A 25,310-nucleotide genomic window follows, 5' to 3' on the forward strand; every position below is an offset into this window, starting at 1 on the left:
TGATAAAACCCGCTTCGCGAGAGCCACTCACGCCGCCTCTAGCCAGCGGATCAAGCCTTCGAGGGCCACGCGTACCGCCTGCTCGCGGACCGCCCGGCGATCGCCGTCGAAGCGCCGGCATTCGGCATGCTGCGCAAGCCTGCTTCCCCAGGCGAACCACACCGTCCCCACCGGCTTTTCCGCACTGCCGCCGCCGGGCCCGGCGACGCCGCTGATCGCCACGCCGAGATCGGTCCCGCTCTCGCGACAGGCCCCGGCGACCATCGCCTCGACCGTCTCGCGGCTCACCGCACCGCGGGTCTCGAGCGTCGCCTCCGACACGCCCAGCAGGCGGGTCTTGGCGGCGTTGGAATAGGTCACGTAGCCGGTCTCGAAATAGGCGGAACTCCCGGCAATGTCGGTAATCGCGCTGGCCACGCCGCCACCGGTGCAGGACTCGGCGGCGGTCAGGGTCACGCCATGCTGCCGACACAGTGCGCCGAGACGCTCGCTGAGCGCCAGGCAAGTGGCGTCCTGCTCAGAAATATCGGGCATTGCAAACTCCTCGAACAGCCTGACGCACACGACATCCCTGACGCCAGGTGATTGGTAAGCGTAGAATACTGGCTTTCGATATCGATGACAGTAACGCAGCTAGGATCGCCATGGCACAGGCCGACACACCCCAACAGACGCCGATGATGGCCCAATACCTGAAGATCAAGCGCGAGCATCCGGACGTGCTGCTGTTCTATCGCATGGGGGATTTCTACGAGTTGTTCTTCGACGACGCCAGGCGCGCCGCGCAACTGCTCGACATCACGCTCACCGCGCGCGGCCAGTCGGGCGGCAAGCCGATCCCCATGGCCGGGGTGCCCTATCACAGCGCCGAGGGCTACCTGGCGCGGCTGGTCAAATCGGGCGAATCGGTGGCGATCTGCGAACAGATGGGCGACCCGGCGACCAGCAAGGGGCCGGTGGATCGTCAGGTGGTGCGCATCGTCACCCCCGGCACGTTGCACGACGAGGCGCTGCTCGACGCCAGACGCGACAACCTGCTGCTCGCCCTGCACTGCCAGGGCGAGCGCTGGGGCCTGGCCTGGCTGGAGCTCTCAAGCGGTCGCTTCAGCGTGCTCGAAGTCGACGGCGAAGCCGACATGCTGGCCGAGGTGCACCGCCTGCAACCCGCCGAACTGCTGGTCGGCGACGCCCAGGACCTGCCGCCGGCGCTGGCCGAGCGTGCCGGGCTCAAGCGCCAGAGCGGCTGGCTTTACGACCTGGAATCGGCCACCCGGCTGCTGTGCGATCAGTTCGCTGTCGCCGATCTGCGCGGCTTCGGCTGTGCCCACCTTGAGTGTGCGCTGACCGCCGCCGGGGTGCTGATCGACTATGCCCGCGACACCCAGCGCTCGCGGCTGCCCCACGTCACCCAACTGGGTATCGAGAATCGCGACGACGCGGTGGTGATCGACGCCGCCAGCCGCCGCAACCTGGAGATCGACGTGAACCTCGGCGGCGGCAGTGAAAACACCCTGGCCAGCGTGCTCGACACCACCGCCACGGCGATGGGCTCGCGGCTGCTCAAACGCTGGCTCAACCGCCCGCTGCGCGACCGTGAGCAGGTCGCCGGGCGTCAGGGCGCGGTGCAACTGCTGCTGCATGACGATCTCTTCGAGACCCTGCGCGCCAACCTCAAGCCGATCGGCGACGTCGAGCGGATCCTCGCCCGCGTCGCCCTGCGCAGCGCCCGCCCCCGCGACCTGGCGCGCCTGCGCGACGCCCTGGTGGCGCTGCCCGAGCTCCAGGCGACGCTGGCCCCGCTGGACGAAGGCAGCGCCCTCGACGCGCTCAAGCGCCATATCCGCCCCTACCCGGAGCTCGCCGACACCCTGACCCGGGCGCTGGTCGAAAGCCCGCCGGTGGTGATCCGCGACGGCGGCGTGATCGCCGACGGTTTCGATGCCGAGCTCGACGAGGTGCGCGGGCTGGCCGAGAACGCCGGCGACTACCTGGTCGAGCTCGAGAGCCGCGAGCGTCAGCGCACCGGGCTGGTCGGGCTCAAGGTCGGCTACAACCGGGTGCACGGCTATTTCATCGAGATTCCCCGCGCTCAGGCTCGCGAGGCGCCGGCCGACTACATTCGTCGCCAGACGCTCAAGAATGCCGAGCGCTTCATCATCCCCGAGCTCAAGGCGTTCGAGGACAAGGCGCTGTCCGCCAAGTCCCGCGCCCTGGCCCGCGAGAAGCTGCTCTTTGATCGCCTGATCGACACGCTGGGCGCCGAGCTCGACGCGCTGCAGGCCAGCGCCCGCTCGCTCGCCGCGCTCGACGTGCTGGCGGCCTTCGCCGAACGCGCGCTGGCGCTCGAACTGGTACGCCCGCACCTCACCGATAGCCCGGGGCTGACGATCCACGGCGGCCGCCACCCGGTGGTCGAGCATGTCAGCGACGCGCCGTTCGTGCCCAACGACCTGCGCCTCGACCCCAGCCGCCACATGCTGGTGATCACCGGCCCCAACATGGGCGGCAAGTCGACCTACATGCGTCAGGCGGCGCTGATCGCGCTGCTCGCCCACAGCGGCAGCTTCGTGCCCGCCGACAGCGCCGAGATCGGCCCGCTGGATCGCATCTTCACGCGTATCGGCTCGAGCGACGATCTGGCCGGCGGGCGCTCGACGTTCATGGTCGAGATGACCGAGACCGCCAACATCCTGCACAACGCCAGCGCCGAGAGCCTGGTGCTGATGGACGAGATCGGCCGCGGCACCAGCACCTTCGACGGGCTGTCGCTGGCCTGGGCCAGCGCCGAGCATCTGGCCGCCACGCGTGCGCTGACGTTGTTCGCCACCCACTACTTCGAGATGACCGCGCTCGCCGAGCAGCTCGACGGGGTCGCCAACGTGCATCTGACCGCGACCGAGCATCGCGAGGGCATCGTGTTCATGCATCGGGTCGAGGAGGGCCCGGCCAGCCAGAGCTACGGGCTGCAGGTTGCCCAGCTCGCCGGCGTCCCCCCGGCCGTGGTGGCGCGCGCCCGCGACAAGCTGGCGAGTCTCGAGCAGCACGAGATCGACCAGGGCCAGCGCAGCGTGCCGGCCGGCGCAGGCGCCTCGCAACCGGCGCCTGCGCAACCCGACCTGTTCGCCAGCACGCCGCACCCGCTGGTCGAGGAGCTCGCTGGCCTGGCGCTGGACGAACTCAGCCCGCGGCAGGCGCTCGACTTGCTGTACCGCTGGCGTGAGCGACTGTGAGGCTGGCGTTCCTGTCGATCGGTCCAGGTAGGCATGACGCCATGGCCAAACGTTCCATAGCGCCGCTTGCCGGCACCTGGCGCCGGCACTAGAATTAGCGCCCAATTAGAAGTGGGTCTTATAACGGACCCCACATTTATAACCACTAAACGTGCAGCCGTCCTTGCCGCGACGGCTGCCGATGCAAAGAAACCGGACATCGAGCGTACTGCGCCACGACCATGACTCGAGGGAATTCCCATGACATTCGTCGTCACTGAAAATTGCATTCGTTGCAAATACACCGACTGCGTCGAGGTCTGCCCCGTCGACTGCTTCTATGAAGGGCCGAACTTCCTGGTGATCGACCCCGACGAATGCATCGACTGCGCCCTGTGCGAGCCGGAATGCCCGGCCGAGGCGATCTATTCCGAGGACGAACTACCCGACGATCAGAAGCAATTTATCGAGCTCAACGCCGAGCTCGCCGTGATCTGGCCCAACATCACCGAACGCAAGGACCCGCCGGCGGACGCCGAGGAGTGGGACGGCAAGCCCGGCAAGCTGGAACAGCTCGAACGCTGATCGCCTACGCAACGATTCCCGTGCCATGCTCCGAGCATGGCACGTCATTGCCTATAGCCTTACAAGAAACCCACGCCAGAAGCCCGACGAGAAACCCAAAAAGCCCCGCCCATAAAAAAGGCGACCCGAAGGCCGCCCGCTCTACACCCTGTTTTATGGGCAATCCCTTGCCCACTCCTTCGACCGCTTCCTTATCCGGCAACCGCGTCCTGCGACACCGGATGGATCGTCCTGCTGCATCCCGTGGCATCCTGCCGATGGAGTCGAGCTAGACAAGTCGCTTCCCAAAAATCCCGCAGCCATTTTGCCCGATCGCGGCGGGTCGGCAATGGGCCTCTCTTTGAGCGTGCCTCATCCAGCACTGGATCTTTTAGCGAAATCACTTAAAAACAATAACTTGGAAATATACACTGGCATCAAGCGAGTCCATTTTGTAAGGAATCTCCTACACGCGAAGTCGCTTTGACTGACACTGGCAACGCCGGGAATCGAAAAGCGCCACACAACCTCATGAGCGCCGTATGCGGCGCCGCCGGACGGGGCCCGGCGGCTGGCGGGGTTAGTTCACTGCTGGCCCTTGATCGCCTTGAGCCCGGGGTAGGCGGCCTTGTCGCCGAGCTCCTGTTCGATCACCAGCAGGCGGTTGTACTTGGCGACGCGGTCCGAACGGCTCAGCGAGCCGGTCTTGATCTGACCGGCGCAGGTCGCTACGGCCAGATCGGCGATGGTGGTGTCCTCGGTTTCGCCCGAGCGATGCGAGATCACCGCGGTGAAGCCGGCATCCTGGGCCATCCTGATCGCGTCCAGAGTCTCGGACAGCGAACCGATCTGGTTGAACTTGATCAGGATCGAGTTGCCGATCTGATCGATGATGCCGCGCTTGAGGATGCGCGTATTGGTCACGAACAGATCGTCGCCGACCAGCTGGAGCTTGTCGCCGAGCTTGTCGGTCAGCGCCTTCCAGCCGTCCCAGTCGGACTCGTCCATGCCGTCCTCGATCGACACGATCGGGTAGTCGTCGCACAGCCCGGCCAGGTAGTCGACGAAGCCGGCGGCATCGTAGGACTTGCCCTCGCCCGCCAGGTTGTACTGACCGTCCTGGTAGAACTCGCTGGCGGCGCAATCGAGCGCCAGGGTAACGTCCTTGCCCAGCGTGTAGCCGGCGTCGGACACCGCCTGCTTGATCGCCGCCAGGGCATCGGCGTTGGAAGCGAGATCCGGCGCGAAGCCGCCCTCGTCGCCCACCGAGGTCGACAGCCCGCGCCCGGCGAGTACCTTTTTCAGCGCATGGAAGATCTCGGCGCCCACCCGCAGCGCCTCGCGGAAGTTCGCCGCGCCTACCGGCTGGATCATGAATTCCTGGATGTCGACGTTGTTGTCGGCATGCTCGCCGCCGTTGAGAATGTTCATCATTGGCACCGGCATCAGGTAACGACCCGGCTGACCGTAGAGTTCGGCGATGTGCGCGTAGAGCGGTACCTGCTTGCTGACCGCGGCGGCCTTGGCCGCCGCCAGCGACACGGCGAGGATCGCGTTGGCACCGAGCTGGGCCTTGTTGTCGGTGCCGTCGAGCGCGAGCATGGCGTTGTCCAGGGCACGCTGGTCGCGCGCATCCAGGCCCAGCAGCTTGTCGCGAATCGGACCGTTGGCCGCCGCGACAGCCTTGAGCACGCCCTTGCCCAGATAACGCGACTTGTCGCCGTCGCGCAACTCCAGCGCCTCGCGGGAACCGGTCGAGGCGCCGCTCGGCGCGCAGGCCACGCCCCTGGCGCCGTCGTCGAGCACCACCTCGGCCTGTACGGTCGGGTTGCCGCGGGAATCGAGCACCTCGAGGGCGCGGATTTCGACAATCTTGCTCATCGTCAGTCGTCCTTTGTCAGCGTTGAGTGAAGGTTCACGGCTCCGCTCAGGAAATTTCCAGCGCCGGAAACCCCTTGACCAGCTCGTCGAGCGCCTTGAGCTGGGCGAGGAAGGGTTCCAGCTTGTCCAGCGCCAAGGCGCAGGGCCCGTCGCACTTGGCATTGTCGGGGTCGGGATGGGCTTCGAGGAACAGCCCGGCCAGGCCCACGGCGACCCCGGCGCGAGCCAGTTCGGCGACCTGCCGGCGGCGCCCGCCGGCGCTGTCGGCGCGCCCGCCCGGACGCTGCAGCGAGTGGGTGACGTCGAAGATCACCGGGTAACCGGTCTGCTGCATGTCGCCGAAGCCGAGCATGTCGACCACCAGGTTGTTGTAGCCGAAGCTCGACCCGCGTTCGCAGAGGATCAGCCGGTCGTTGCCGGCTTCCCGGCACTTGTTGATGATGTGGCGCATCTCGTGGGGGGCGAGGAACTGCGGCTTCTTGAGGTTGATCACCGCGCCGGTTTCGGCCATCGCCACCACCAGGTCGGTCTGGCGCGCCAGGAACGCCGGCAACTGGATGATGTCGGCGACCTCGGCCACCGGCGCGGCCTGCCAGGGTTCGTGGACGTCGGTAATCACCGGCACGTCGAAGCGCGACTTGATCTCGGCCAGCCATTCGATGCCCTTGTCGACGCCGGGGCCGCGAAACGAATGGATCGAGCTGCGATTGGCCTTGTCGAAGCTGGCCTTGAAGACGTAGGGAATGCCCAGCCGGGTGCACACCTCGACATAGCGCTCGGCCACCTCGAGGGCCAGCTCGCGGGACTCCAGCACGTTCATGCCGCCGAACAGCATCAGCGGCAACGAATTGCCGGCACGCAGGCCGGCAAACTCGATGATCTTCTGTGACTCGGCCATGACGGCGACTCCTCAGCCCGGGACCTGGGTGCGCTGGCGGGCGCTCTTGTGTTCCAGCGCGGCGTTGACGAAACCGGTGAACAGCGGATGGCCGTCGCGCGGCGTCGAGGTGAACTCGGGATGGAACTGGCAGGCCAGGAACCACGGATGGTCGGGCAGCTCGATCATCTCCACCAGTGAATTGTCGACGCTCTTGCCGGCGACCACCAGCCCGGCGGCCTCGAGCGCCTCGACGAACTGGTTGTTGACCTCGAAGCGGTGACGATGGCGCTCGGTGATGGCGTCCAGAGCGTAGACCTCGCGCGCCCTCGAGCCCGGCTTGAGCTGACACACCTGACCGCCGAGACGCATGGTGCCCCCCAGGTCGGAGGCCGCGTCGCGCAGCTCGATCCTGCCTTCGGGGCTTAGCCACTCGGTGATCAGGCCGACCACCGGGTGCTGGGTGTCGCGGGTGAATTCGGTGGAGTCGGCGTCGTCCCAGCCGGCCACATGACGCGCGAATTCGATCACCGCGACCTGCATCCCTAAGCAGATGCCGAGATACGGCACGCCGTTCTCGCGGGCATAGCGGGCAGTGGCGATCTTGCCCTCCACGCCGCGCTCGCCGAAGCCGCCGGGCACCAGGATCGCGTCCTTGCCGGCCAGGCGCTCGGTGCCGTGGCGCTCGATATCTTCGGCGTCGATGTAGTCGATGTTGATCTTGACCCGGGTCTGGATGCCGGCGTGGATCAGCGCCTCGTTGAGCGACTTGTAGGCGTCGAGCAGCTCCATGTACTTGCCGACCATGGCGATGTTGATCGACTTGAGCGGGTTGAGCTTGGCGTCTAAGACGTGAATCCACTCGCCCAGATCGGCCGGCGGCGCCTCGATACGCAGCTTGTCGCAGACGATCTCGTCGAGGCCGTGCTCGTGGAGCATCAGCGGGATGCGATAGATGGTGTCGGCGTCCTGCAGCGGGACGACGGCGCGCTCCTCGACGTTGGTGAACAGCGCGATCTTGCGCCGTTCGCTCTCCTCGAGCTCGACCTCGCTGCGACAGATCAGGATGTCCGGCTGGATGCCGATCGAGCGCAGCTCCTTGACGCTGTGCTGGGTCGGCTTGGTCTTGGTCTCGCCGGCGGTCTTGATGTAGGGCACCAGCGTCAGGTGCATGAAGATCGCCTGGCTGGCGCCCTTCTCGCTTCTGATCTGGCGGATCGACTCGAGAAACGGCAACGACTCGATGTCGCCCACCGTGCCGCCGATCTCCACCAGCGCCACGTCGCAGTCCTTGCCGCCCTCGTAGACGCGGCGCTTGATCTCGTCGGTGATGTGCGGGATCACCTGCACGGTGCCGCCCAGGTAGTCGCCGCGGCGCTCGCGGCGCAGCACGTGCTCGTAGACGCGGCCGGTGGTGAAGTTGTTGTCCTGGGTCATCTTGGTGCGGATGAAGCGCTCGTAGTGGCCCAGGTCGAGATCGGTCTCCGCGCCGTCTTCGGTGACGAATACCTCGCCGTGCTGGAACGGGCTCATGGTGCCCGGATCGACGTTGATGTACGGGTCCAGCTTGAGGATGGTGACCTTGAGGCCGCGCGCCTCGAGAATCGCCGCCAGCGAGGCCGACGCGATGCCCTTGCCGAGAGAGGACACAACGCCGCCGGTCACGAAGATATATCGTGTCATGGAGAACCTGTTGAATCGTGGGTCAGAAGGCCTGGTGGGAGCGGCCCGGATGGGACGACAGAGTAGCAGAATACGGTCAACGGCTCAATTTGGGCTACGGGCTACGGGCTACGGGCTACGGGCTACGGGCTACGGGCTACGGGCTACGGGCTACGGGCTACGGGCTACGGGCTACGGGCTACGGGCTACGGGCTACGGGCTACGGGCAGGATGATGACTCCGCCCTGCTCGTAGCCCCTAGCTCGGTGGGAGGGAACTTGTTCCCGATTGGCGCCGCCAGGCGCCCGGCATGACCCGACAGGTACAATGCCCACCGCCGTCGCGAATAAATTCACTCCCACGAAAACCAGGCCAGGCGGCAAGGTCCATGGTGGGAGGGAATTTATTCCCGATGGTTTCGATCTCCCTAAATCGCGTCAGACGCCGAGGTAGTCGAGGATGCCTTCGCCGGCCTGGCGACCTTCGTGGATGGCGGTGACCACCAGGTCGGAGCCGCGCACCATGTCGCCGCCGGCGAAGATCTTCTCGTTGCTGGTCTGGAAAGCGAAGTCGCCGTGTTCCGGCGCGGCGACCCGTCCGCGCTCGTCGACGGCGATGTTGTGCGCCTCGAACCAGGCGATCTCGCTGGGCTGGAAGCCGAAGGCGATGACCACCGCGTCCGCCGCCAGCACCTCCTCGGAGCCCGGCACCACCTCGGGGCTGCGCCGGCCTCGCTCGTCGGGCTCGCCGAGGCGCGTGCGCACCAGCTTGACGCCCTCGACCCTGTCCTCGCCGACGATCGCCACCGGCTGACGATTGAACAAAAACTCGACGCCCTCCTCGCGGGCGTTGGCCACCTCGCGCTTGGAGCCGGGCATGTTCTCCTCGTCGCGTCGGTAGGCGCAGGTCACGCCGGTCGCGCCCTGGCGAATCGCCGTGCGGTTGCAGTCCATCGCGGTATCGCCGCCGCCCAGCACCACCACGCGCCGGCCCTCCATCGACACGTAGTCGGCGGGGTCCTTCTCGAAGCCCAGGCAGTGGTTGACGTTGGCGATCAGGTAGTCCAGCGCCTTGTACACGCCGGGCAAATCCTCGCCAGGGAAGCCGCCCTGCATGTACTTGTAGGTACCCATGCCCATGAACACCGCGTCGTACTCGCCGAGCAGCTCGTCGATGGTGACGTCGCGACCGATCTCGACGTTCAGACGGAATTCCATGCCCATCTCCTCGAATACCGCGCGACGCCGCTCCATGACGTTCTTCTCGAGCTTGAACTCGGGAATGCCGAAGGTCAGCAGACCGCCGATCTCGGGATGCCGATCGAACACCACCGGCTTGACGCCGTTGCGCACCAGGATATCGGCACAGCCCAGCCCCGCCGGCCCGGCGCCGATCACTGCCACCCGCTTGTCGGTCCACTCGACCTTGGACAGGTCGGGCCGCCAGCCCATGGCGAACGCGGTGTCGGTGATATATTTTTCCACCGAGCCGATGGTCACCGCGCCGAAGCCGTCGTTGAGGGTGCAGTCGCCCTCGCACAGCCGATCCTGCGGACACACCCGGCCGCACACCTCGGGCAGGGTATTGGTGCGGTGCGACATCTCCGCCGCCTCGAGGATATTGCCCTCGCTGACCAGTTTCAGCCAGTTGGGAATGTAGTTGTGCACCGGGCACTTCCATTCGCAGTACGGGTTGCCGCAATGCAGGCAGCGGTGCGCCTGGCTGGCCGCCTCGCTGGGCTTGTACGGGTCGTAGATCTCGGTGAACTGCTTGGCCCGCTTGCGCGCGTCCTTCTTGCTCGGGTCCTGGCGGCCGACATCAATGAACTGGAAATCGTTGTCCAAACGGTTAGCCATGATCCTATCTCCTGTTATTCATCGAGCAGCACGCGCTACTCGGGCCGCCGGCGGGATTCGGCAAGCAGGCCGCCGAGGCTTGCCGCCTTGGGCTTGACCAGCCAGAAATGCCGGATGTACTCGGAGAAATCGTCGAGGATCTCGTGGCCCCGGGCCGAGTCGGTCTCGGCAACGTACTCCTCGATCACCTCGCGCAGGTAGCGCCGGTAGGCTTCCATGGTCTCGGTGTTGATGCGATGGATCTCCACCAGCTCATGGTTGTACTTGTCGACGAAGGTACGATCCTCGTCGAGCACATAGGCGAAGCCGCCGGTCATTCCCGCACCGAAGTTGACGCCGGTCTCGCCAAGCACCGCGACCAGGCCGCCGGTCATGTACTCGCAGCAGTGATCGCCGGCCCCCTCTATCACCGCATGCACGCCGGAGTTGCGCACCGCGAAGCGCTCGCCGGCAGTGCCGGCGGCGAACAGCTTGCCGCCGGTGGCACCGTACAGGCAGGTGTTGCCGACGATCGCCGTCTGGTGGGATTTGAAGCGGCTGGCCCTGGGCGGCACGATCACCACCTTGCCGCCGTTCATGCCCTTGCCGACGTAGTCGTTGGCATCGCCCTCGAGATAGAGATGCAGGCCGCGGGCGTTCCACACCCCGAAGCTCTGCCCCGCCACGCCGGCGAAGCGGGCGACGACCGGGGCATCCTCCAGGCCCTGCTCGCCATAACGCTTGGCGATCTCGCCCGAGGCCCGCGCGCCGACGCTGCGATCGCAGTTGGTGATGGCAAACGCGAACTCGCCGCCCGAACGGGCCTCGATCGCCGGCAGCAGCGCATCGAGCACCTCCTGGTTCTTGGCACCCGGGTCGTGGGGCACGTTGCGGCTGACCTGGCAGAACTGCGGCGCCTCGGCAGGCACGAAGTCGTTGGTCAGCAGCGGACTCAGATCGAGCTTGCGCTGCGCGGGCGTCTCGCCCTCGAGTATCTCGAGCAGATCGGTGCGCCCGATCAGCGCGGTGAGCTCACGCACACCGAGCAGCGCCAGCAGTTCGCGCACTTCCTCGGCGATGAAGCGAAAGTAGTGCTTGACCATGTCGACGGTGCCGCGGAAATGCTCGTCGCGCAGGTACTGGTGCTGGGTGGCGACGCCGGTGGCGCAGTTGTTGAGGTGGCAGATGCGCAGGTACTTGCAGCCCAGCGCGACCATCGGCGCGGTGCCGAAGCCGAAGCTCTCGGCGCCGAGGATCGCCGCCTTGACCACGTCGAGCCCGGTCTTCAGGCCGCCGTCGGTCTGCAGGCGGATCTTGTCGCGCAGGCCGTTGATGCGCAGCGCCTGATGGACCTCGGGCAGGCCGAGCTCCCAGGGGCTGCCGGCGTGCTTGATCGAGGTCAGCGGGCTGGCCGCGGTGCCGCCGTCGTAGCCCGACACGGTAATCAGGTCGGCATAGGCCTTGGCCACGCCAGTGGCGATGGTGCCGATGCCCGGCTCGGAAACCAGCTTGACCGATACCTGGGCGCTCGGGTTGACCTGCTTGAGATCGAAGATCAGCTGCGCCAGGTCCTCGATGGAATAGATGTCGTGGTGCGGCGGCGGCGAGATCAGCGTCACCCCGGGTACCGCGTAGCGCAGCCGTCCGATCATCTCGTTGACCTTGCTGCCCGGCAGCTGGCCGCCCTCGCCGGGCTTGGCGCCCTGGGCGACCTTGATCTGCAGCACCTCGGCGTTGACCAGATAGGCCGGGGTGACGCCGAAGCGTCCGGAAGCGATCTGCTTGATCTTGGACGAGCGGATGGTGCCGTAGCGCGCCGGATCCTCGCCACCCTCGCCGGAATTGGAGCGCCCGCCGGTCTCGTTCATCGCCTGGGCCAGCGCCTCGTGGGCCTCGGGCGACAGCGCGCCGAGACTCATCCCGGCGCTGTCGAAGCGCGGCAACAGCGCCTCGACCGGCTCGACCTCGTCGAGCGCCAAAGGCTCGGGGGCCGGCTTGAGCTTGAGCAGATCGCGAATGGTCGCCACCGGGCGCTCGTTGACCAGTTGGGCGAACTTCTTCCACTTGGCGTAATCGCCCTGCTGCACCGCCTCCTGCAGAGCCATGACGATGTCGGGGTTGTAGGCGTGGTACTCGTGATTGTGAACGTACTTGAGCTGCCCGCCCTGGCGGATGGTCTTGCGCGGAATCCAGGCATCGCGCGCCAGCAGCTCCTGCTGAAGCTGGAGTTCGGCGAAACCGGTGCCCTCGATGCGCGACATCATGCCGTCGAAGCACAGCGCCATGACCTCGGACGACAGTCCCACCGCCTCGAACAGCTGCGAGCCGCGATAGGAGGCCAGCGTCGAGATGCCCATCTTGGAAAGGATCTTGAACAGCCCCTTCTGCAGCCCCTTGCGATAGTTCTCGCGGGTATCCGCCGGATTGCCGGTGAGTTCGCCGCGGCGATGCATGTCGGCCATCACCTGGTAGGCCAGGTACGGGTAGACCGCCGTCGCGCCGACCCCGAACAGCACCGCCATCTGGTGGGCGTCGCGGGCGTAGCCGGTCTCGACCACGATATTGACCCGCGGGCGCAGCGCCAGGCGGCCGAGATGATGATGGATCGCGCCGGTGGCCAGCGCCGGGTGGATCGGCAGCTTGCCTTTCTCGAGCTCGGCGTCGGACAGCACCAGAATCACTGACCCATCGCGCGCTGCCTGCTCGGCCTGTTCGCACAGCGCCAGCAGCGCCTGCTTGAGACCCGCCTGCCCGAGATCGTAATTCAGCGTCAGGGTTTGGCTGCGAAACGCCGGATCGTCCTGGGTGACCAGCGCGGTGAACTTGCGCGGCGAGAGCACCGGGGTGGTCAGGATCAGCCGGTGGGCGTGCTCGGGGGTCGCCTCGAAGACGTTGAGCTCGGCGCCGCAGCAGGTTTCCAGCGACATCACGATCGCTTCGCGCAGCGGATCGATCGGCGGATTGGTGACCTGGGCGAACTTCTGGCGGAAATAGTCGGTCAATAGCCGGCTCTGGCGCGACAGCACCGCCATCGGCGTATCGTCGCCCATCGAGCCGACCGCCTCCTGGCCGCTCTCGGCCAGCGGGCGCAGCAGCTGCTCGCGCTCCTCGTTGGTGACCTGGAACATCTTCTGGTAGATGCTCAGCGCATCGGGCTCGAACGGCTGGAAGCGCGCCAGCTCGGTGAGCGCCGACTCCAGATAGTGGGCGTGGTCCTTGAGCCAGCGCTTGTACGGATAGGCCGACTTGAGACGGTTGTCGACGTCGGCGGTGTGCAGCACCTGGCCGGTCTCGGTATCGATGCCCAGGATCTGGCCCGGCCCCACCCGGCCCTTGGCGACCACCTGCTCGGGCTGGTAGTCGTGCACGCCGATCTCCGAGGACAACGTGATGTAGCCGTTGTCGGTGATCACCCAGCGCGCCGGGCGCAGGCCGTTGCGGTCGAGCATGCACACCGCGTGGCGGCCGTCGGTCATCACCAGGCCGGCGGGGCCGTCCCACGGTTCCATGTGCATGGAGTTGTATTCGTAGAAGGCGCGCAGCTCGCCGTCCATGGTCTCGACGTTCTGCCAGGCCGGCGGGACCATCATGCGAATGGCGTTGTACAGGTCCATGCCGCCGGTCATCAGCACCTCGAGCATGTTGTCCATGCTCGAGGAGTCGGAACCGCGGGTGTTGACGATCTCGTCGAGCTCGGTGATGTCGGGCAGCAGCGCGTTGACGAAGTTTTCCTTGCGCGAGTTGGCCCAGCCGCGATTGGCCTCGATGGTGTTGATCTCGCCGTTGTGGGCGAGGAAGCGGAACGGCTGGGCCAGCGGCCAGCGCGGCGCGGTATTGGTCGAGAAGCGCTGGTGGAACACGCAGATCGAGGTCTCGAGACGCGCATCGCCCAGGTCGCGATAGAAGTTCGGCAGGTCCACGGGCATCATCAGGCCCTTGTAGGACACCACCTTGGTCGACAGCGAGCAGACGTAGAAGTCCTCGTCGTCGCGCAGCGTCTCTTCGGCCTGGCGGCGCGCCATGAACAGATCGACGTTGAACGCCTGGTCGAGACGATCGTCGCTGGGCTCGACGAAGATCTGGCGAATCCGCGGCAGGCACTCGAGCGCCATCGGCCCGCACACCTCCGGGTCGACCGGCACGTCGCGCCAGCCGCGCACGCTGACGTGGCGGGCCGCCAGTTCGGCCTCGAGCACCTCGCGGGCGCGCGCCTCGCGAGCGTCGTCGTCGGGCAGGAAGATGCACCCCACGGCAAAGCGCGCGCCCAGCTCGACGCCCAGCGAATCGCGCGCCAGGGCACGCATGAAACCCATGGGCATGGTGAACAGCAGGCCGCAGCCGTCGCCGGTCTTGCCGTCGGCGGCGATCCCGCCCCGGTGAGTCATGCAGGTCAGCGACTCGATGGCGGTTTTCAGCAGGTCGTGGCTGGCCTGGCCTTGCATATGGGCGATCAGGCCGAAGCCACAGTTATCGCGGAACTCGCCAGGCTGGTGGAGACCTCTCATCATGGGCGTGCCTCACAGAAATCCAGGGGACTTGTGTCCAGATTGAAAGCGCGGTATATTTTTTCGTTTTTTATAATTTTTACGGCCATTTATTCGACCGCGTTCGGGCGCCAAAAGGCCGACCAGAATAGCCAGTCTCGACCCCGAGCGCAATTCCCGCACGCATTGCCCGCCGAAAGAAACTCCCCGAAAAACGCGTGCTTAGCGTCATTCCAGCGATAATTACCAAGCCACTCAATGGCTTAGCAATGTCATTCCGGCAACCGCAAGACCGGCCGTTGTCGCGACGCCTGCGTCGCACGCTCAGCGACAATAACGCTCTTTCCTCATGCCAATTCAGCATACGTCATGCGAATAGAGGCAACCAGCCGGTGCATTATCCACGACCCGACAGCCGCCCGACACAAAAAAACCCGCCGGGTTTCCAGGCGGGTTTTGGCGAAGCGATGCCGGATTCAGGCGCGCGGATAGCTCTCGATGAACGCCCGCAGCTCATCCGGCGGGAGGCGATCATGGATGCACGCCTGGCCAAGCGCGCTCAGCAATACCAGGCGAATCCTTGCATCGAGGTTCTTCTTGTCGAGGCGCATGCGCGCAATGAAGTCGTCGGCGCTCATCGCCGCCGGCGCGGCGGTGGGCAGGCCGGCGGCACGCAGCAGTGCCTCGCTGCGCGCCACATCGTCGCCGCTCAGCCAGCCGAGCCGCTGCGACAGCGCGGCGGCCATGGCCATGCCGCTGGCCACGGCCTCGCCGTGCAGCCAGACGCCGTAGCCCTGGTGCGCCTCGATGGCATGGCCGAAGGTATGCCCCAGGTTGAGCAGCGCGCGTACCGCCTGTTCGGTCTCGTCCTCGGCGACGATCGCCGCCTTGGTCGCGCAGCTGCGCAGGATCGCATCAATGAGCAGCGCGTCATCCAGCTCGCGCAGCGCCGACACGTTGGCTTCCAGCCAGCCCAGGAACTCGATATCGCGAATCAACCCGTACTTGATCACCTCGGCCAGCCCCGCCGACAGCTCGCGGGGCGGCAGGCTTTTCAGGGTGGCGGTGTCGACGAGCACCGCGCGGGGCTGCCAGAAGGCGCCGATCATGTTCTTGCCGCGCGGATGATTGACGCCGGTCTTGCCGCCCACCGAGGAATCGACCTGGGCAAGCAGCGTGGTGGGCGCCTGAATGAAGGCCACGCCGCGCTGATAGCAGGCCGCGGCATAGCCGGTCATGTCGCCGATCACGCCGCCGCCGAGCGCGATCAGCGTGCAGCGGCGGTTGAAGCCGGCCTCGAGCAGGGCGTCCCAGATGCGCTCCACCGAGGCCAGAGTCTTGGTCTGCTCGCCGTCGGGCAGGATCACCTGGCGCACTGTCAAATCCTCGCCGAGCCCGCGCTTGAGGGCATCCAGATATAACGGTGCGACGGCTTCGTTGGTGACGATCATCACCTGACTGCCGGCCAGGTAAGGGCGCAGATGCGCGGGATTGCCGAGCAGATCCGGGCCGACGTGGATCGGATAGCTGCGCTCGCCGAGCTCGACGGTCAGGGTGCGAATGGCAGGAGCGGCGAGCGTGGACATGGCATCTATACCTTGGCTTGCAGCGGATCGACGAGACGCTCGACACGCTTGAGGATGTCGTTGACGACCGTTCGCGGGCCGCGTCGGTCGGTACGCACCACCAGATCGGCAGTGGCGCGGTACAGCGGGTCGCGCAATTCGAACAGCCCGCGCAATACCGCTTCGGGGTCCTTGTTGCGCAGCAACGGGCGGTTGCGGTCCTTGGCGGTGCGGCGCAACTGCTGCTCGACGGTGGTGTAGAGATAGACCACCGTGCCGCGTTCGCGCAGCGCGCGGCGATTGGCCTCGTTCATCACCGCCCCGCCGCCGGTGGCCAGCACGATTTCCGACAACCCGGTCAGCTCGTCGACCATCGCCACTTCGCGCTCGCGAAAGCCGGCCTCGCCCTCGATGTCGAAGATCCAGGGAATGTCCGCACCGCAGCGCGCCTGGATGGCGTGATCGCTATCCAGGAAATCGCGCTGCAACTCGGCCGCCAGAAGGCGGCCGATGGTGCTTTTGCCGGCCCCCATGGGGCCGACCAGAAAAATATTGGGAAAACCCTGCATCAGCGAATCGCCAGATTGTCCTCGATGATCTTCGGGGTGATGAAGACTAACAATTCTACCTTCTCATTGCTCTCCTCGGTATAGCGGAATAGCTGTCCGAGCACAGGAAGATCGCCGAGAAAGGGCGTCTTGAACAGGTTGCGCAGTTGTTCGGTGGTCAGAATGCCGCCCAGCACCACCGTTTCGCCGTTGTTGACCAGCACCTGGGTCTGGATCTCGTTGGTGTCGATGGCCGGCGCGCCGGCGAAGCTGGTGTCCGAGACATCGTCGTTCTTGACGATCAGGTCCATGATGATGCGGTCGTCAGGCGTGATCTGCGGGGTGACTTCCAGCGACAGCACCGCCTCCTTGAACTCGACGTTGGTCGCGCCGCTCGAGGTCGCCTCCTGGTAGGGGATTTCCTGACCCTGCTTGATGACCGCGGTCTGCTGATTGGCGGTGATCACCTTGGGCTGCGAGATGGTCTGACTCTTGCCCTCGCTTTCCAGCGCGCGCAACTCGAGATCGAGCAGGATATCCCCCGATAGATAGCCGAAGCTGAACGCCGAGGCGGGACTGACGTCGTTGCCCAGATCGACCGCCAGGCCGCCGCCGTAGGAGGCCGGGTCGTTGCCGGTGGTGGGTACCGTCGAGGCATTGCCGTCCGCGGCCCCGCTGAGATCGAACCGGCTGCCCGCGGGCGACGACAGCCCCCAGTTGACGCCCAGTTCCTGAGCGGCGCTGTCGCGGGCAATGACGATACGCGCCTCGATCTGCACCTGGCGCACCGGGATGTCGAGCTGATCGAGCGTCCGGCGGATCGCCTCGATCTGCTCGGGGGTTTCCTGCAGCAGCAACGTATTGGTGCGCGCATCGACGCTCACCCGGCCGCGCTCGGAAAGCAGCCCCAGGCCATCCGCGCCACGCAGCAGGCTGGCCAGTTCTTCGGCCTTGGCATAGCGCACCTGGATGTACTGGGTGGTCAGCGGCGCGAGTTCCTGCTGCTGGGCCTGGGCCTCGAGCTCCTGACGTTCCATCGCCGCCAGTTCATTGGCGGGGGCGACCACCAGCACGTTGCCCGACTGGCGACTGGCCAGCCCGCGGCTCTTGAGCACCAGATCGAGCGCCTGGTCCCAGGGCACGTCCTGCAGGTTGAGGGTAACGCTACCTTGCACGCTGTCACTGGCGACCACGTTGAGCCCGGTGAACTCGCCGATGATCGACAGCACTTCGCGGACCTGGATGTCCTGGAAGTTCAGCGTGATGCGCTTGCCGGTGAACGGGAAACGCTCGCGCTCCTGCTCGCGCTGTTCGGCGCGGCTGACCGGCTTGGCCTCGATGATCAGCTGCCGGCCGCTCTGGGTCGACAGCAGCGTGTACTCGCCGCGGGTGGTGATTGCCAGGGTCGTGTTCTGGGCGCCGCCCTGCGGCACGATACGCTGCATCGGCGTGCCGAAATCGCTGACGTCGAGCACCTGGTTCCACTCAGCCGGCAGCGCGACGCCATCGAGGGTCGCGACGATCCGCCCGCCGCGCTCGTTGACCCGGGTATCGACGCCCTCGCGGTCGAGCGTCACCACCAATCGGCTGGCGTCGTCGTCGCCGCGCCGGAAATCGATGTCGGTGATCCGCGACACCTGCGAGTTTGATACCCCAGGCGACGCCCGGGGCGTCGCGGGCTCGTCGGCGCTGGCGCGGCGCGCGCTCGGCATCGAATCGTCGATGCCCTCGCCCAGACGCAGCATCAGGGTGTTGCCCTGCTCGCGAGTGGCGTAGGGAAGCGCCTGGTTGAGCGTCAGCACCAAGCGGGTACGATCGCCCGCCGACAACGCCACGAGACTATCGACCCCGGCGAGACCCAGCTCGAAGCGTCGCTGATCGAGTTCATTGACGGTATCCATCAGGTCGATGGCCAGGCGCGGCGGTGAGTCGATGCGATAGCCACGAACCTCGGGGACCCCGTCCGAGAAGCGCAGCATGACGTCGAGCTGACCGTCGCTACGCTGCTCGAAATCCATGCCGGTCAACGTCGACGCGGCCAGTGCCGGCCCCGCCAACGCACACAGCCCTGCCGTCAGCAGCGTGCCAATCAATCCCCTCATGTCGTTCCCCTGTAACCGGCTTCGCGGCGGGTCAACCCCGTTGCCGTGATTCGGCGTTGTTATCGAGCGAAAGCGTGCGGCGGCGTTCTATCCAGCCGCCCTGGCCATTGGAGACGATCTCCACCAGATAAATGTCGCGATCGGTAATCGTGCTGATGCGCCCGTAGTCGGTGCCGATGTACATGCCGGCATAGACGCGATGCACCTTGCCCTCGGGATCACGCACCAGTGCCGAATTGCGCCCGTCGATCGCCAGCGTGCCGACCAGCGTCAGCGAGTCGAGCGTGAAACGTTCGAGCGCCTCGCGGGGACGGCTCAGGTCCGGCTTCAAGTCGTTGCCGCTGGCCGCCGCATCGTCGCCGGCCGGCCGTTCCGGCTGGAACGGGCTGCGCGAGCCTGCCTGATCGTAGGTGACCGGCTGATAGACGGGGGTCTCGGGCAATGCCGGCAGCTCGCCGCTGGGCTTGGCACGCAGGCTCGCCAGGCGCTGGTCGAGCGCATCGAGCCGGGCGTCGCTGCACCCGGCCAGCAGCGCCACTACGAGCAGCGCCACTACGAGCAGCGCGAAACAGCGGGACCTGCGCGTCATGGCACCTTCTCCTCGGCCGCGTCGGCCGCCGGTGCGCGGTGGTTGTAGGTCTTGGCCAGTATCGACAGGCGCAGGGTGTCCTCGCCCTCGACCGGCTCCAGCGTGAAATCATGCAGGGTGACGATGCGCGGCAACCCGGCGACCCCCGAAAGGAACGCGGCGATGCGGTGATAGTCGCCCTGCACCTGGATATCGAACGGCTGCTCGATGTAGAACTCCTGGACCACCGGGCTGCGCAGGCGGATAAAGTCGATGGCCAGCTGGTTTTCCAGTGCGGTGTCGCTGATGCTGTCGAGCAGCGACGGCACCTCGGCGCCGGTCGGCAGCATCTCCAGCAGCTCGGCCATGCGCGACTCCAGGGTCGCCATCTGCGCGCGCATCGCCGGCAGGTTGGCAGCCTGGTAGGCCTTGCTCTCGTATTGCTGAAGCAGCGCCCGCTCCTGCTCGCGCGCCTGTTCGAAACGTGCCAACTTGGGCGCGGCGAGAAAGTGATAAACGCCCCAGAACAGCAACGCCAGCGTCAGCGCGCAACACAGCGCCTGCAGCGACAGCGGCCAACGCCCGGCCTCGCGCAGGTCGAGCTCGCGCCAGTCGACGTTGCGCAGACGTTGCCATTCGGCCTTCATGTTGCCGTTCATGGCTGCGCCTCCTGAACCAGGGTCGACTCGCCGGGGACCTCGGCGACGGTCATGTCGAAGCGCCGCAGTCCGGCGTCGTTGGCCTCGACTGCCGCCAGCGTCGGCACGCCGAGCACCTCGCGGGTGGCCAGTGCGCGCATCTGGTCGGAGACCTGACGGTTGGTCTCGGCCAACCCGGCGAGCCGCAACCGTTCGCCCTCCCGCGACACCCGCGTGTAGTAGACGCCGTCCTCGAGGCTGGTCGCCAGTTGATTGAACACGCGCACCGTCTGCGGACGGCTGAACTGCAGCTCGCGAATCAGCGCGATCTGGGTCAGCATCTGTTCACGAGTCTCGCGAAACTCGCGCAGCGTAGTGATGTCGCGATCGAGCTGCTGGCTTTGCGACTCGACGTAGCCGTTACGCTGCAGTTGAACGTCGAGTTGCTGCTGGTAGAGGCTCGACACCAGCCAGCCGGCACCGACACCCACCAGCGCCGAAAGGCCGAGGATCAACTGGAAGCGCTTGCTGCGCCGTTCGCGACGCGCCTCGCGCCAGGCCAGCAGATTGATTTCGATGGTCATGAGCGCACCCTCATCGCCAGCCCGCAGGCGGTGAGCATTGCCGGTGCGTCGCTGGCCAGGGTATGGATGTCGATACGCGAATTGATCGCCATGCGCAGGAAGGGATTGGCCACCTCGATCGCCAGGCCGCTGTCCTCGCTCAGCCGCTCCTTGAGCCCGGGAATCACGCTCGAGCCCCCCGCCAGGATCAGCTGGGTAACCTCGGGATTGCGGCCCGCCGTGTAATAAAGCTGCAACGAGCGCCCGATCTGCTGGGCCAGCGTATCCAGAAAGGGACTGAGCACGTCATGCTGATAGTCGCCCGGCAGGCCGCCACGCTTCTTGGCAAGCCCGGCCTCCTCGAAGCTCAAGCCGTAGCGGCTGCGAATCTCCTCGGTCAACTGGCGGCCGCCGAACACCGTGTCGCGGCTATAGATGATGCGCCCGCCGCGCAGCACGTGGAAGGCGTTCATGTTGGCGCCGATGTCGACCAGCGCCACGCATTGATCGTCGCCGACGTGGGGGAATTGATGGCGCAGTTCGCCGAAGGCCCGCTCGGTGGCGAAGGTCTCGACATCGACCGCGGCCGGCTCCAGGCCGGCCTGCATCACCGCTTCGGTCAACTGGCTGACGTCCTGCTGGCGGCATGCCACCAGCAGCACGTCCTGCTGATCGGCGAACCGCGCGTTCAACCCCAGGCGCTGGAAATCGAAGGCGACCTCGTTGAACGGAAAGGGAATGTGCTTGTCGGAATCAAGTTGAATGCGCGCCTCGATCTCGTCCTCGCTCAGCGAGCCCGGCAGGGTCAGGGTCTTGGTGATCGCCGCGCTGGCGGGAACGGCGACGGCGACCTGCCGGGAATGCGGTCGCGCATGATCGACGGCGCGGCGGATGGCCTCGACGACTTCGCTCATCTGGCGAATGCGGCGTTCGACGACCACGCCTTCGCGCAGCGGGCGCACCGCGTAGCTGTCGACCCGGTAGTGACGGCCAGCCTGCTTGAGTTCGATCAGCTTGACGGTAGCCGACGTGATATCGATGCCGACCAGTCCCTTGCCGGACTTGTCCAGACCCAACAATGGCGTACCCCTGCGCAATCAGTTCGCGTTATTTGCGTTATCGTTATATCGGCTGAAAGCAGCAAAAGCTTCAGTCCCCTGCGGGTGAGATTACCTGATGTACAGCGCATTTACACATCAGAGCCGGCGTTTTGTCGTCAACGCTGGTTCATGGCAGCGCAGCTTCCTATAATGCGCAGTTCAATGGATAGTTCCGCTCTTCGCAGCCCGACCGCCACCCGAACACCACGGACATTGTCATTTCATGAAGCTCTTTAGACGCCTGCTGATCTCGGCCCTTTGGCTACTGCTATCCCTGAGCGCTGCGGGAGTGCTGGCCGTCATCGGCGCCGCGCTGTATTTCGCCCCCGGCCTGCCCGATGTACGCCAACTCCAGGGCTATGAACTGCAGACTCCGCTGCGCATCTACACCCGCGACGACAAGCTGATCGGCGAATTCGGCGAGCAGCGACGCAAGCCGGTCGATTTCGAGACGGTCCCTCAGGACATGGTCCAGGCATTCCTGGCCGCCGAGGATGCCCGCTTCTTTGAACATTTCGGGGTCGACCCCAAGGGCCTGGCACGGGCCGCCGTCGAACTCGTCTTCAGCGGCGGCGACATCCAGTCCGGCGGCAGCACCATCACCATGCAGGTGGCGCGCAACTACCTGCTGACCCTGGACAGAACCTTTACCCGCAAGATCCGCGAGATCCTGCTGTCGCTGCAGATGGAGCAGATCCTGTCCAAGCAGGAGATCTTCGAGCTCTACGTCAACAAGATCTACCTGGGCCAAGGCGCCTACGGGATTGCCGCCGCCGCCACCACTTACTACGACAAGCCGTTGGCCGAGCTGAGCCTGGCCGAGAAGGCGATGATCGCCGGCCTGCCCAAGGCGCCTTCGGCCCTCAACCCACTGAGCAATCCCGAGCGTTCGTTGATCCGCCGCAACTGGATCCTCTATCGCATGCGCGAACTGGGCTATATCGACCAGAGCGCCTACCAGCGGGCCGTCAAGCAGCCCATCACCGCTCGCGAACAAACCACCCGGGTCGAGGTCGAAGCGCCCTACGTTGCCGAAATGGCCCGCCAGTTCGCCGTCGAGCGCTTCGGCGACACGGCCTATACCGGCGGTTATCGGATCACCACCACGCTGGACAGCAAATTGCAGACCGACGCCCGCCAGGCACTGATCCAGGGCCTGATCGACTACGACCGGCGCCACGGCTGGCGCGGCGCCGAGCAGACCGACATCCCGACCAGCCTGGTCGAGGCCCAGGACAATACCCAACAGGAAGGTCTCGAGGAAGAATTGGCCGAGTCCGATGAGATCATCAAGACTGCCCGTCAGGCGGCACAGAGCAGCGAGGTCAAGGTCGCCGGCATCGACGGCGATGTCAGCAATTGGCTCAAGGTGCTCGAACGCACCCCCGATCTCGGCCCGTTACAGCCGGCCATCGTGGTCTCCACCGACGCGCGCCAGATGCAAGTGCTGACCCAGCAGGCCAAGCTGGTGACCCTCGACTGGAACGGCCTGAAGTGGGCGCGCGACTACAAGAGCCCCAAATGGCGCGGTGAGGTGCCTGCCAACGCCGCAGCGATCGCCAAGCGCGGCTCGCTGGTACGCATTCTCGAGACCGACGACGGCTGGCGTCTGTCGCAGAAACCCGGCACCGAGGGCGCGATCGTCGCTCTCGACCCCCAGGACGGCGCGATCCGCGCGCTGCAAGGCGGCTTCAGCTTCGCGGCCAGCAGCTTCAATCGCGTCACCCAGGCCCAGCGCCAGGCCGGTTCGATCTTCAAGCCGTTCATCTATCTGGCGGCGTTACAGGAAGGCAACATGACTGCCGCCACGGTGGTCAACGACGCGCCGGTGGTAATGAGCGACATGGGCGGCTCCTGGCGCCCCGAGAATGCCGAAGGCGAATTCCAAGGGCCGACCCGGTTACGCGTGGGGCTTTACGAGTCGCGCAACCTGGTGACGATCCGGGTGCTGCAGACGCTCGGGCTGGACAAGGCGCTGCGCTTTCTCGAGCGTTTCGGTTTCGCCGAGGACCGCCTGCCCAACGGCCTGTCGCTGGCGCTGGGCAGCGCCTCGCTGAGCCCGCTGGAGATGGCCAATGCCTACGCGATCCTTGCCAACGGCGGCTTCAAGGTCTCGCCCTGGTACATCCAGCGCGTCGAAAAGACCGGCGAGCAACAGCCATTGCTCGAATATACGCCTCAGGTCGCCTGCCGCGATTGCAGCACCGAGGCCGACGAGGTCGGTATCGACGGCAAGCGCTATCCGCTCGCCCCCCGGGTGGTCGATCCGCAGGCCCTGTACATCCTGCGCGACATCCTGCGCGACGTCATCGAGCGCGGTACCGGTCGCGGCGCGCTGGATCTCGAGCGCAGCGACATCGTCGGCAAGACCGGCACCACCAACGATCAGCGCGACGCCTGGTTCTCGGGTTTCAACAACCAGCTGGTCGCTACCGTGTGGGTCGGCAAGGACAACAACGAGAGTACCGGTGAATACGGCTCACAGGCGGCCTTGCCGATCTGGAAGCTGTTCATGCGCCAGGCTCTGAAGGGCACTCCCGAGATCGTTCCAGAACGTCCCGCGGGTATCGTCACGGCGCGCATCGACCCGGATACCGGGCGGCGCCTGCAAGACGACCAGCCAGGTGGAATCGAGGAGATCTTCCGCGAAAGCAACCTGCCCGACTACGAGCCGCAGCGCATCGACAGCGAACTGGAGGACAGCAGCGGCTCGCAGGGGACCGGCACCTACGAAGCCATTTTCTGAGCACGCCAGCACAGGCGCCAGCTTGTCCGTGTCCGCCGGGCTCATACGCGCCGGTGGACACGGATACGACGTGAGAACCAGGAGTCCCATCATGCCGCGGCTGATCGCCACAGCAACGCAGACACCGGTCCTGAGCGCCGCGACGGCCGTGTTGAGCCTGCTGTGTTCGCCCCTGACAGCAGCGCAGGATTCGCTGTTCTACGCGCCCCCGGAGCCTGAAGACGACGCGCCGGAATTCACCGGTCAGGCCGAGCTCGGCTACACCAGCCTGTCGGGCAACACCGATAGCTCGACGCTGCTCGCCAAGGGCCGCCTGACCTGGCTGACCGGGCATTGGACCCAGACCCTGCGCGCCGAGACGCGCAAGGTCGAGGAAAACGACAACACCAGCGCCGAGCAGTATCTGCTCGGCGGGCGCGAACGCTACGATCTCGAGGGGCCGCATTATCTGTTCGGCTTCACGCGCTGGGAAAAGGATCGCTTCAGCGGTTACGACTATCAGTTCACGACCATCGCCGGCTATGGCCGCCAACTGCTCGCCGGTCCCGATCATGTGCTGTCATTGGAAGCCGGCCCGGGCTATCGCCATGACGAGCTGGAAAGCGGCGAAGGGGATGATCTGGCGGTAGGCTACGGCGCCCTGGATTACCAGTGGAACTTCAGCGAAGGCTCCAGCTTCCAGCAGGAACTCTCCGTCGAAGGCACCGCTCAGAATGTCACCACTCGCGCCTTCTCGGCGGTGACCGCACAGCTCAACGCCCATCTCGCGTTACGCCTGTCCCACGAGATCGAGCGCAACTCGCAGCCCCCCGAAGGCGCCAGTTCCAATATCGATCGCACCACCGCGGCGTCACTGCTGTATCGCTGGTAGCCGATCGTTCAAATCCTGAGGCATCAGAGCCTGACGAAAAAGCCGGCCCAGAAGGGGCCGACTTGCTTGTGCGCTCGCGCTATCGTGTCAACCTTGC

Annotated in this window: 17 protein-coding genes; 4 read left to right on the forward strand and 13 right to left on the reverse strand. The window is 65.8% G+C overall.

The window, feature by feature from the left end:
* Positions 1-27 precede the first annotated feature (27 nt).
* Positions 28-534: a CinA family protein gene (locus K7I12_RS11635; RefSeq protein ID WP_051907323.1), complete on the reverse strand. Its 507-nt coding sequence runs from the start codon at positions 532-534 to the stop codon at positions 28-30.
* A gap of 110 nt (positions 535-644) precedes the next feature.
* On the opposite strand from K7I12_RS11635, the gene mutS reads away from it, so the two are divergent.
* The gene (mutS, locus tag K7I12_RS11640) at positions 645-3,230 is read left to right on the forward strand and encodes a DNA mismatch repair protein MutS (RefSeq protein ID WP_031382532.1); all 2,586 of its coding nucleotides are present in this window, start codon (positions 645-647) and stop codon (positions 3,228-3,230) included.
* 240 nt (positions 3,231-3,470) lie between these two features.
* Complete coding sequence (gene fdxA, locus K7I12_RS11645; RefSeq protein WP_031382531.1) at positions 3,471-3,794, forward strand: ferredoxin FdxA; 324 nt, start codon at positions 3,471-3,473, stop codon at positions 3,792-3,794.
* Between the two features lie 564 nt (positions 3,795-4,358).
* Here fdxA and eno read toward each other — a convergent pair.
* The 12 genes from eno to pilM form a co-directional block, all read right to left on the reverse strand.
* Positions 4,359-5,654, reverse strand: a complete 1,296-nt coding sequence (eno, locus tag K7I12_RS11650) for a phosphopyruvate hydratase (RefSeq protein ID WP_031382530.1) — start codon at positions 5,652-5,654, stop codon at positions 4,359-4,361.
* Between the two features lie 46 nt (positions 5,655-5,700).
* Positions 5,701-6,552, reverse strand: coding sequence for a 3-deoxy-8-phosphooctulonate synthase (gene kdsA, locus K7I12_RS11655; RefSeq protein WP_231664199.1), 852 nt, complete (start codon positions 6,550-6,552; stop codon positions 5,701-5,703).
* Between the two features lie 12 nt (positions 6,553-6,564).
* On the reverse strand, positions 6,565-8,214 hold the full coding sequence (locus tag K7I12_RS11660) for a CTP synthase (protein ID WP_031382528.1): 1,650 nt from the start codon (positions 8,212-8,214) through the stop codon (positions 6,565-6,567).
* Between the two features lie 416 nt (positions 8,215-8,630).
* Positions 8,631-10,049 carry an FAD-dependent oxidoreductase gene (locus K7I12_RS11665; protein WP_231664200.1) on the reverse strand — a complete coding sequence of 473 codons (1,419 nt, stop codon included), beginning with the start codon at positions 10,047-10,049 and terminating at the stop codon, positions 8,631-8,633.
* Between the two features lie 35 nt (positions 10,050-10,084).
* Positions 10,085-14,536: a glutamate synthase large subunit gene (gene gltB, locus K7I12_RS11670; protein WP_231664201.1), complete on the reverse strand. Its 4,452-nt coding sequence runs from the start codon at positions 14,534-14,536 to the stop codon at positions 10,085-10,087.
* A gap of 452 nt (positions 14,537-14,988) precedes the next feature.
* Positions 14,989-16,098, reverse strand: a complete 1,110-nt coding sequence (gene aroB / locus K7I12_RS11675) for a 3-dehydroquinate synthase (protein ID WP_031382525.1) — start codon at positions 16,096-16,098, stop codon at positions 14,989-14,991.
* 5 nt (positions 16,099-16,103) lie between these two features.
* A complete protein-coding gene (gene aroK, locus K7I12_RS11680; RefSeq protein WP_031382524.1) occupies positions 16,104-16,646 on the reverse strand; it encodes a shikimate kinase AroK in 543 nt (180 codons plus the stop codon).
* Positions 16,646-18,727: a type IV pilus secretin PilQ family protein gene (pilQ, locus tag K7I12_RS11685; RefSeq protein ID WP_231664203.1), complete on the reverse strand. Its 2,082-nt coding sequence runs from the start codon at positions 18,725-18,727 to the stop codon at positions 16,646-16,648. The genes aroK and pilQ overlap by 1 nt, the downstream gene beginning before the upstream one ends.
* Positions 18,728-18,758: 31 nt before the next feature.
* The gene (locus tag K7I12_RS11690) at positions 18,759-19,316 is read right to left on the reverse strand and encodes a pilus assembly protein PilP (RefSeq protein ID WP_031382522.1); all 558 of its coding nucleotides are present in this window, start codon (positions 19,314-19,316) and stop codon (positions 18,759-18,761) included.
* A complete protein-coding gene (locus K7I12_RS11695; protein ID WP_031382521.1) occupies positions 19,313-19,954 on the reverse strand; it encodes a type 4a pilus biogenesis protein PilO in 642 nt (213 codons plus the stop codon). The genes K7I12_RS11690 and K7I12_RS11695 overlap by 4 nt, the downstream gene beginning before the upstream one ends.
* Positions 19,951-20,517: a PilN domain-containing protein gene (locus K7I12_RS11700; protein ID WP_035575076.1), complete on the reverse strand. Its 567-nt coding sequence runs from the start codon at positions 20,515-20,517 to the stop codon at positions 19,951-19,953. The genes K7I12_RS11695 and K7I12_RS11700 overlap by 4 nt, the downstream gene beginning before the upstream one ends.
* The gene (pilM, locus tag K7I12_RS11705) at positions 20,514-21,575 is read right to left on the reverse strand and encodes a type IV pilus assembly protein PilM (protein WP_442908052.1); all 1,062 of its coding nucleotides are present in this window, start codon (positions 21,573-21,575) and stop codon (positions 20,514-20,516) included. The genes K7I12_RS11700 and pilM overlap by 4 nt, the downstream gene beginning before the upstream one ends.
* Before the next feature lie 244 nt (positions 21,576-21,819).
* Between pilM and K7I12_RS11710 the strand changes: the two genes are divergently transcribed.
* Together K7I12_RS11710 and K7I12_RS11715 are read left to right on the forward strand one after the other, a co-directional pair.
* Entirely contained in the window at positions 21,820-24,342 is a 2,523-nt protein-coding gene (locus tag K7I12_RS11710; RefSeq protein ID WP_231664204.1) for a penicillin-binding protein 1A, read from the forward strand.
* 91 nt (positions 24,343-24,433) lie between these two features.
* Complete coding sequence (locus tag K7I12_RS11715; RefSeq protein WP_231664205.1) at positions 24,434-25,213, forward strand: DUF481 domain-containing protein; 780 nt, start codon at positions 24,434-24,436, stop codon at positions 25,211-25,213.
* Positions 25,214-25,310 lie beyond the last annotated feature (97 nt).

The organism is Halomonas sp. IOP_31, assembly GCF_021151495.1.
Classification (GTDB): Bacteria; Pseudomonadota; Gammaproteobacteria; order Pseudomonadales; family Halomonadaceae; genus Modicisalibacter; species Modicisalibacter zincidurans.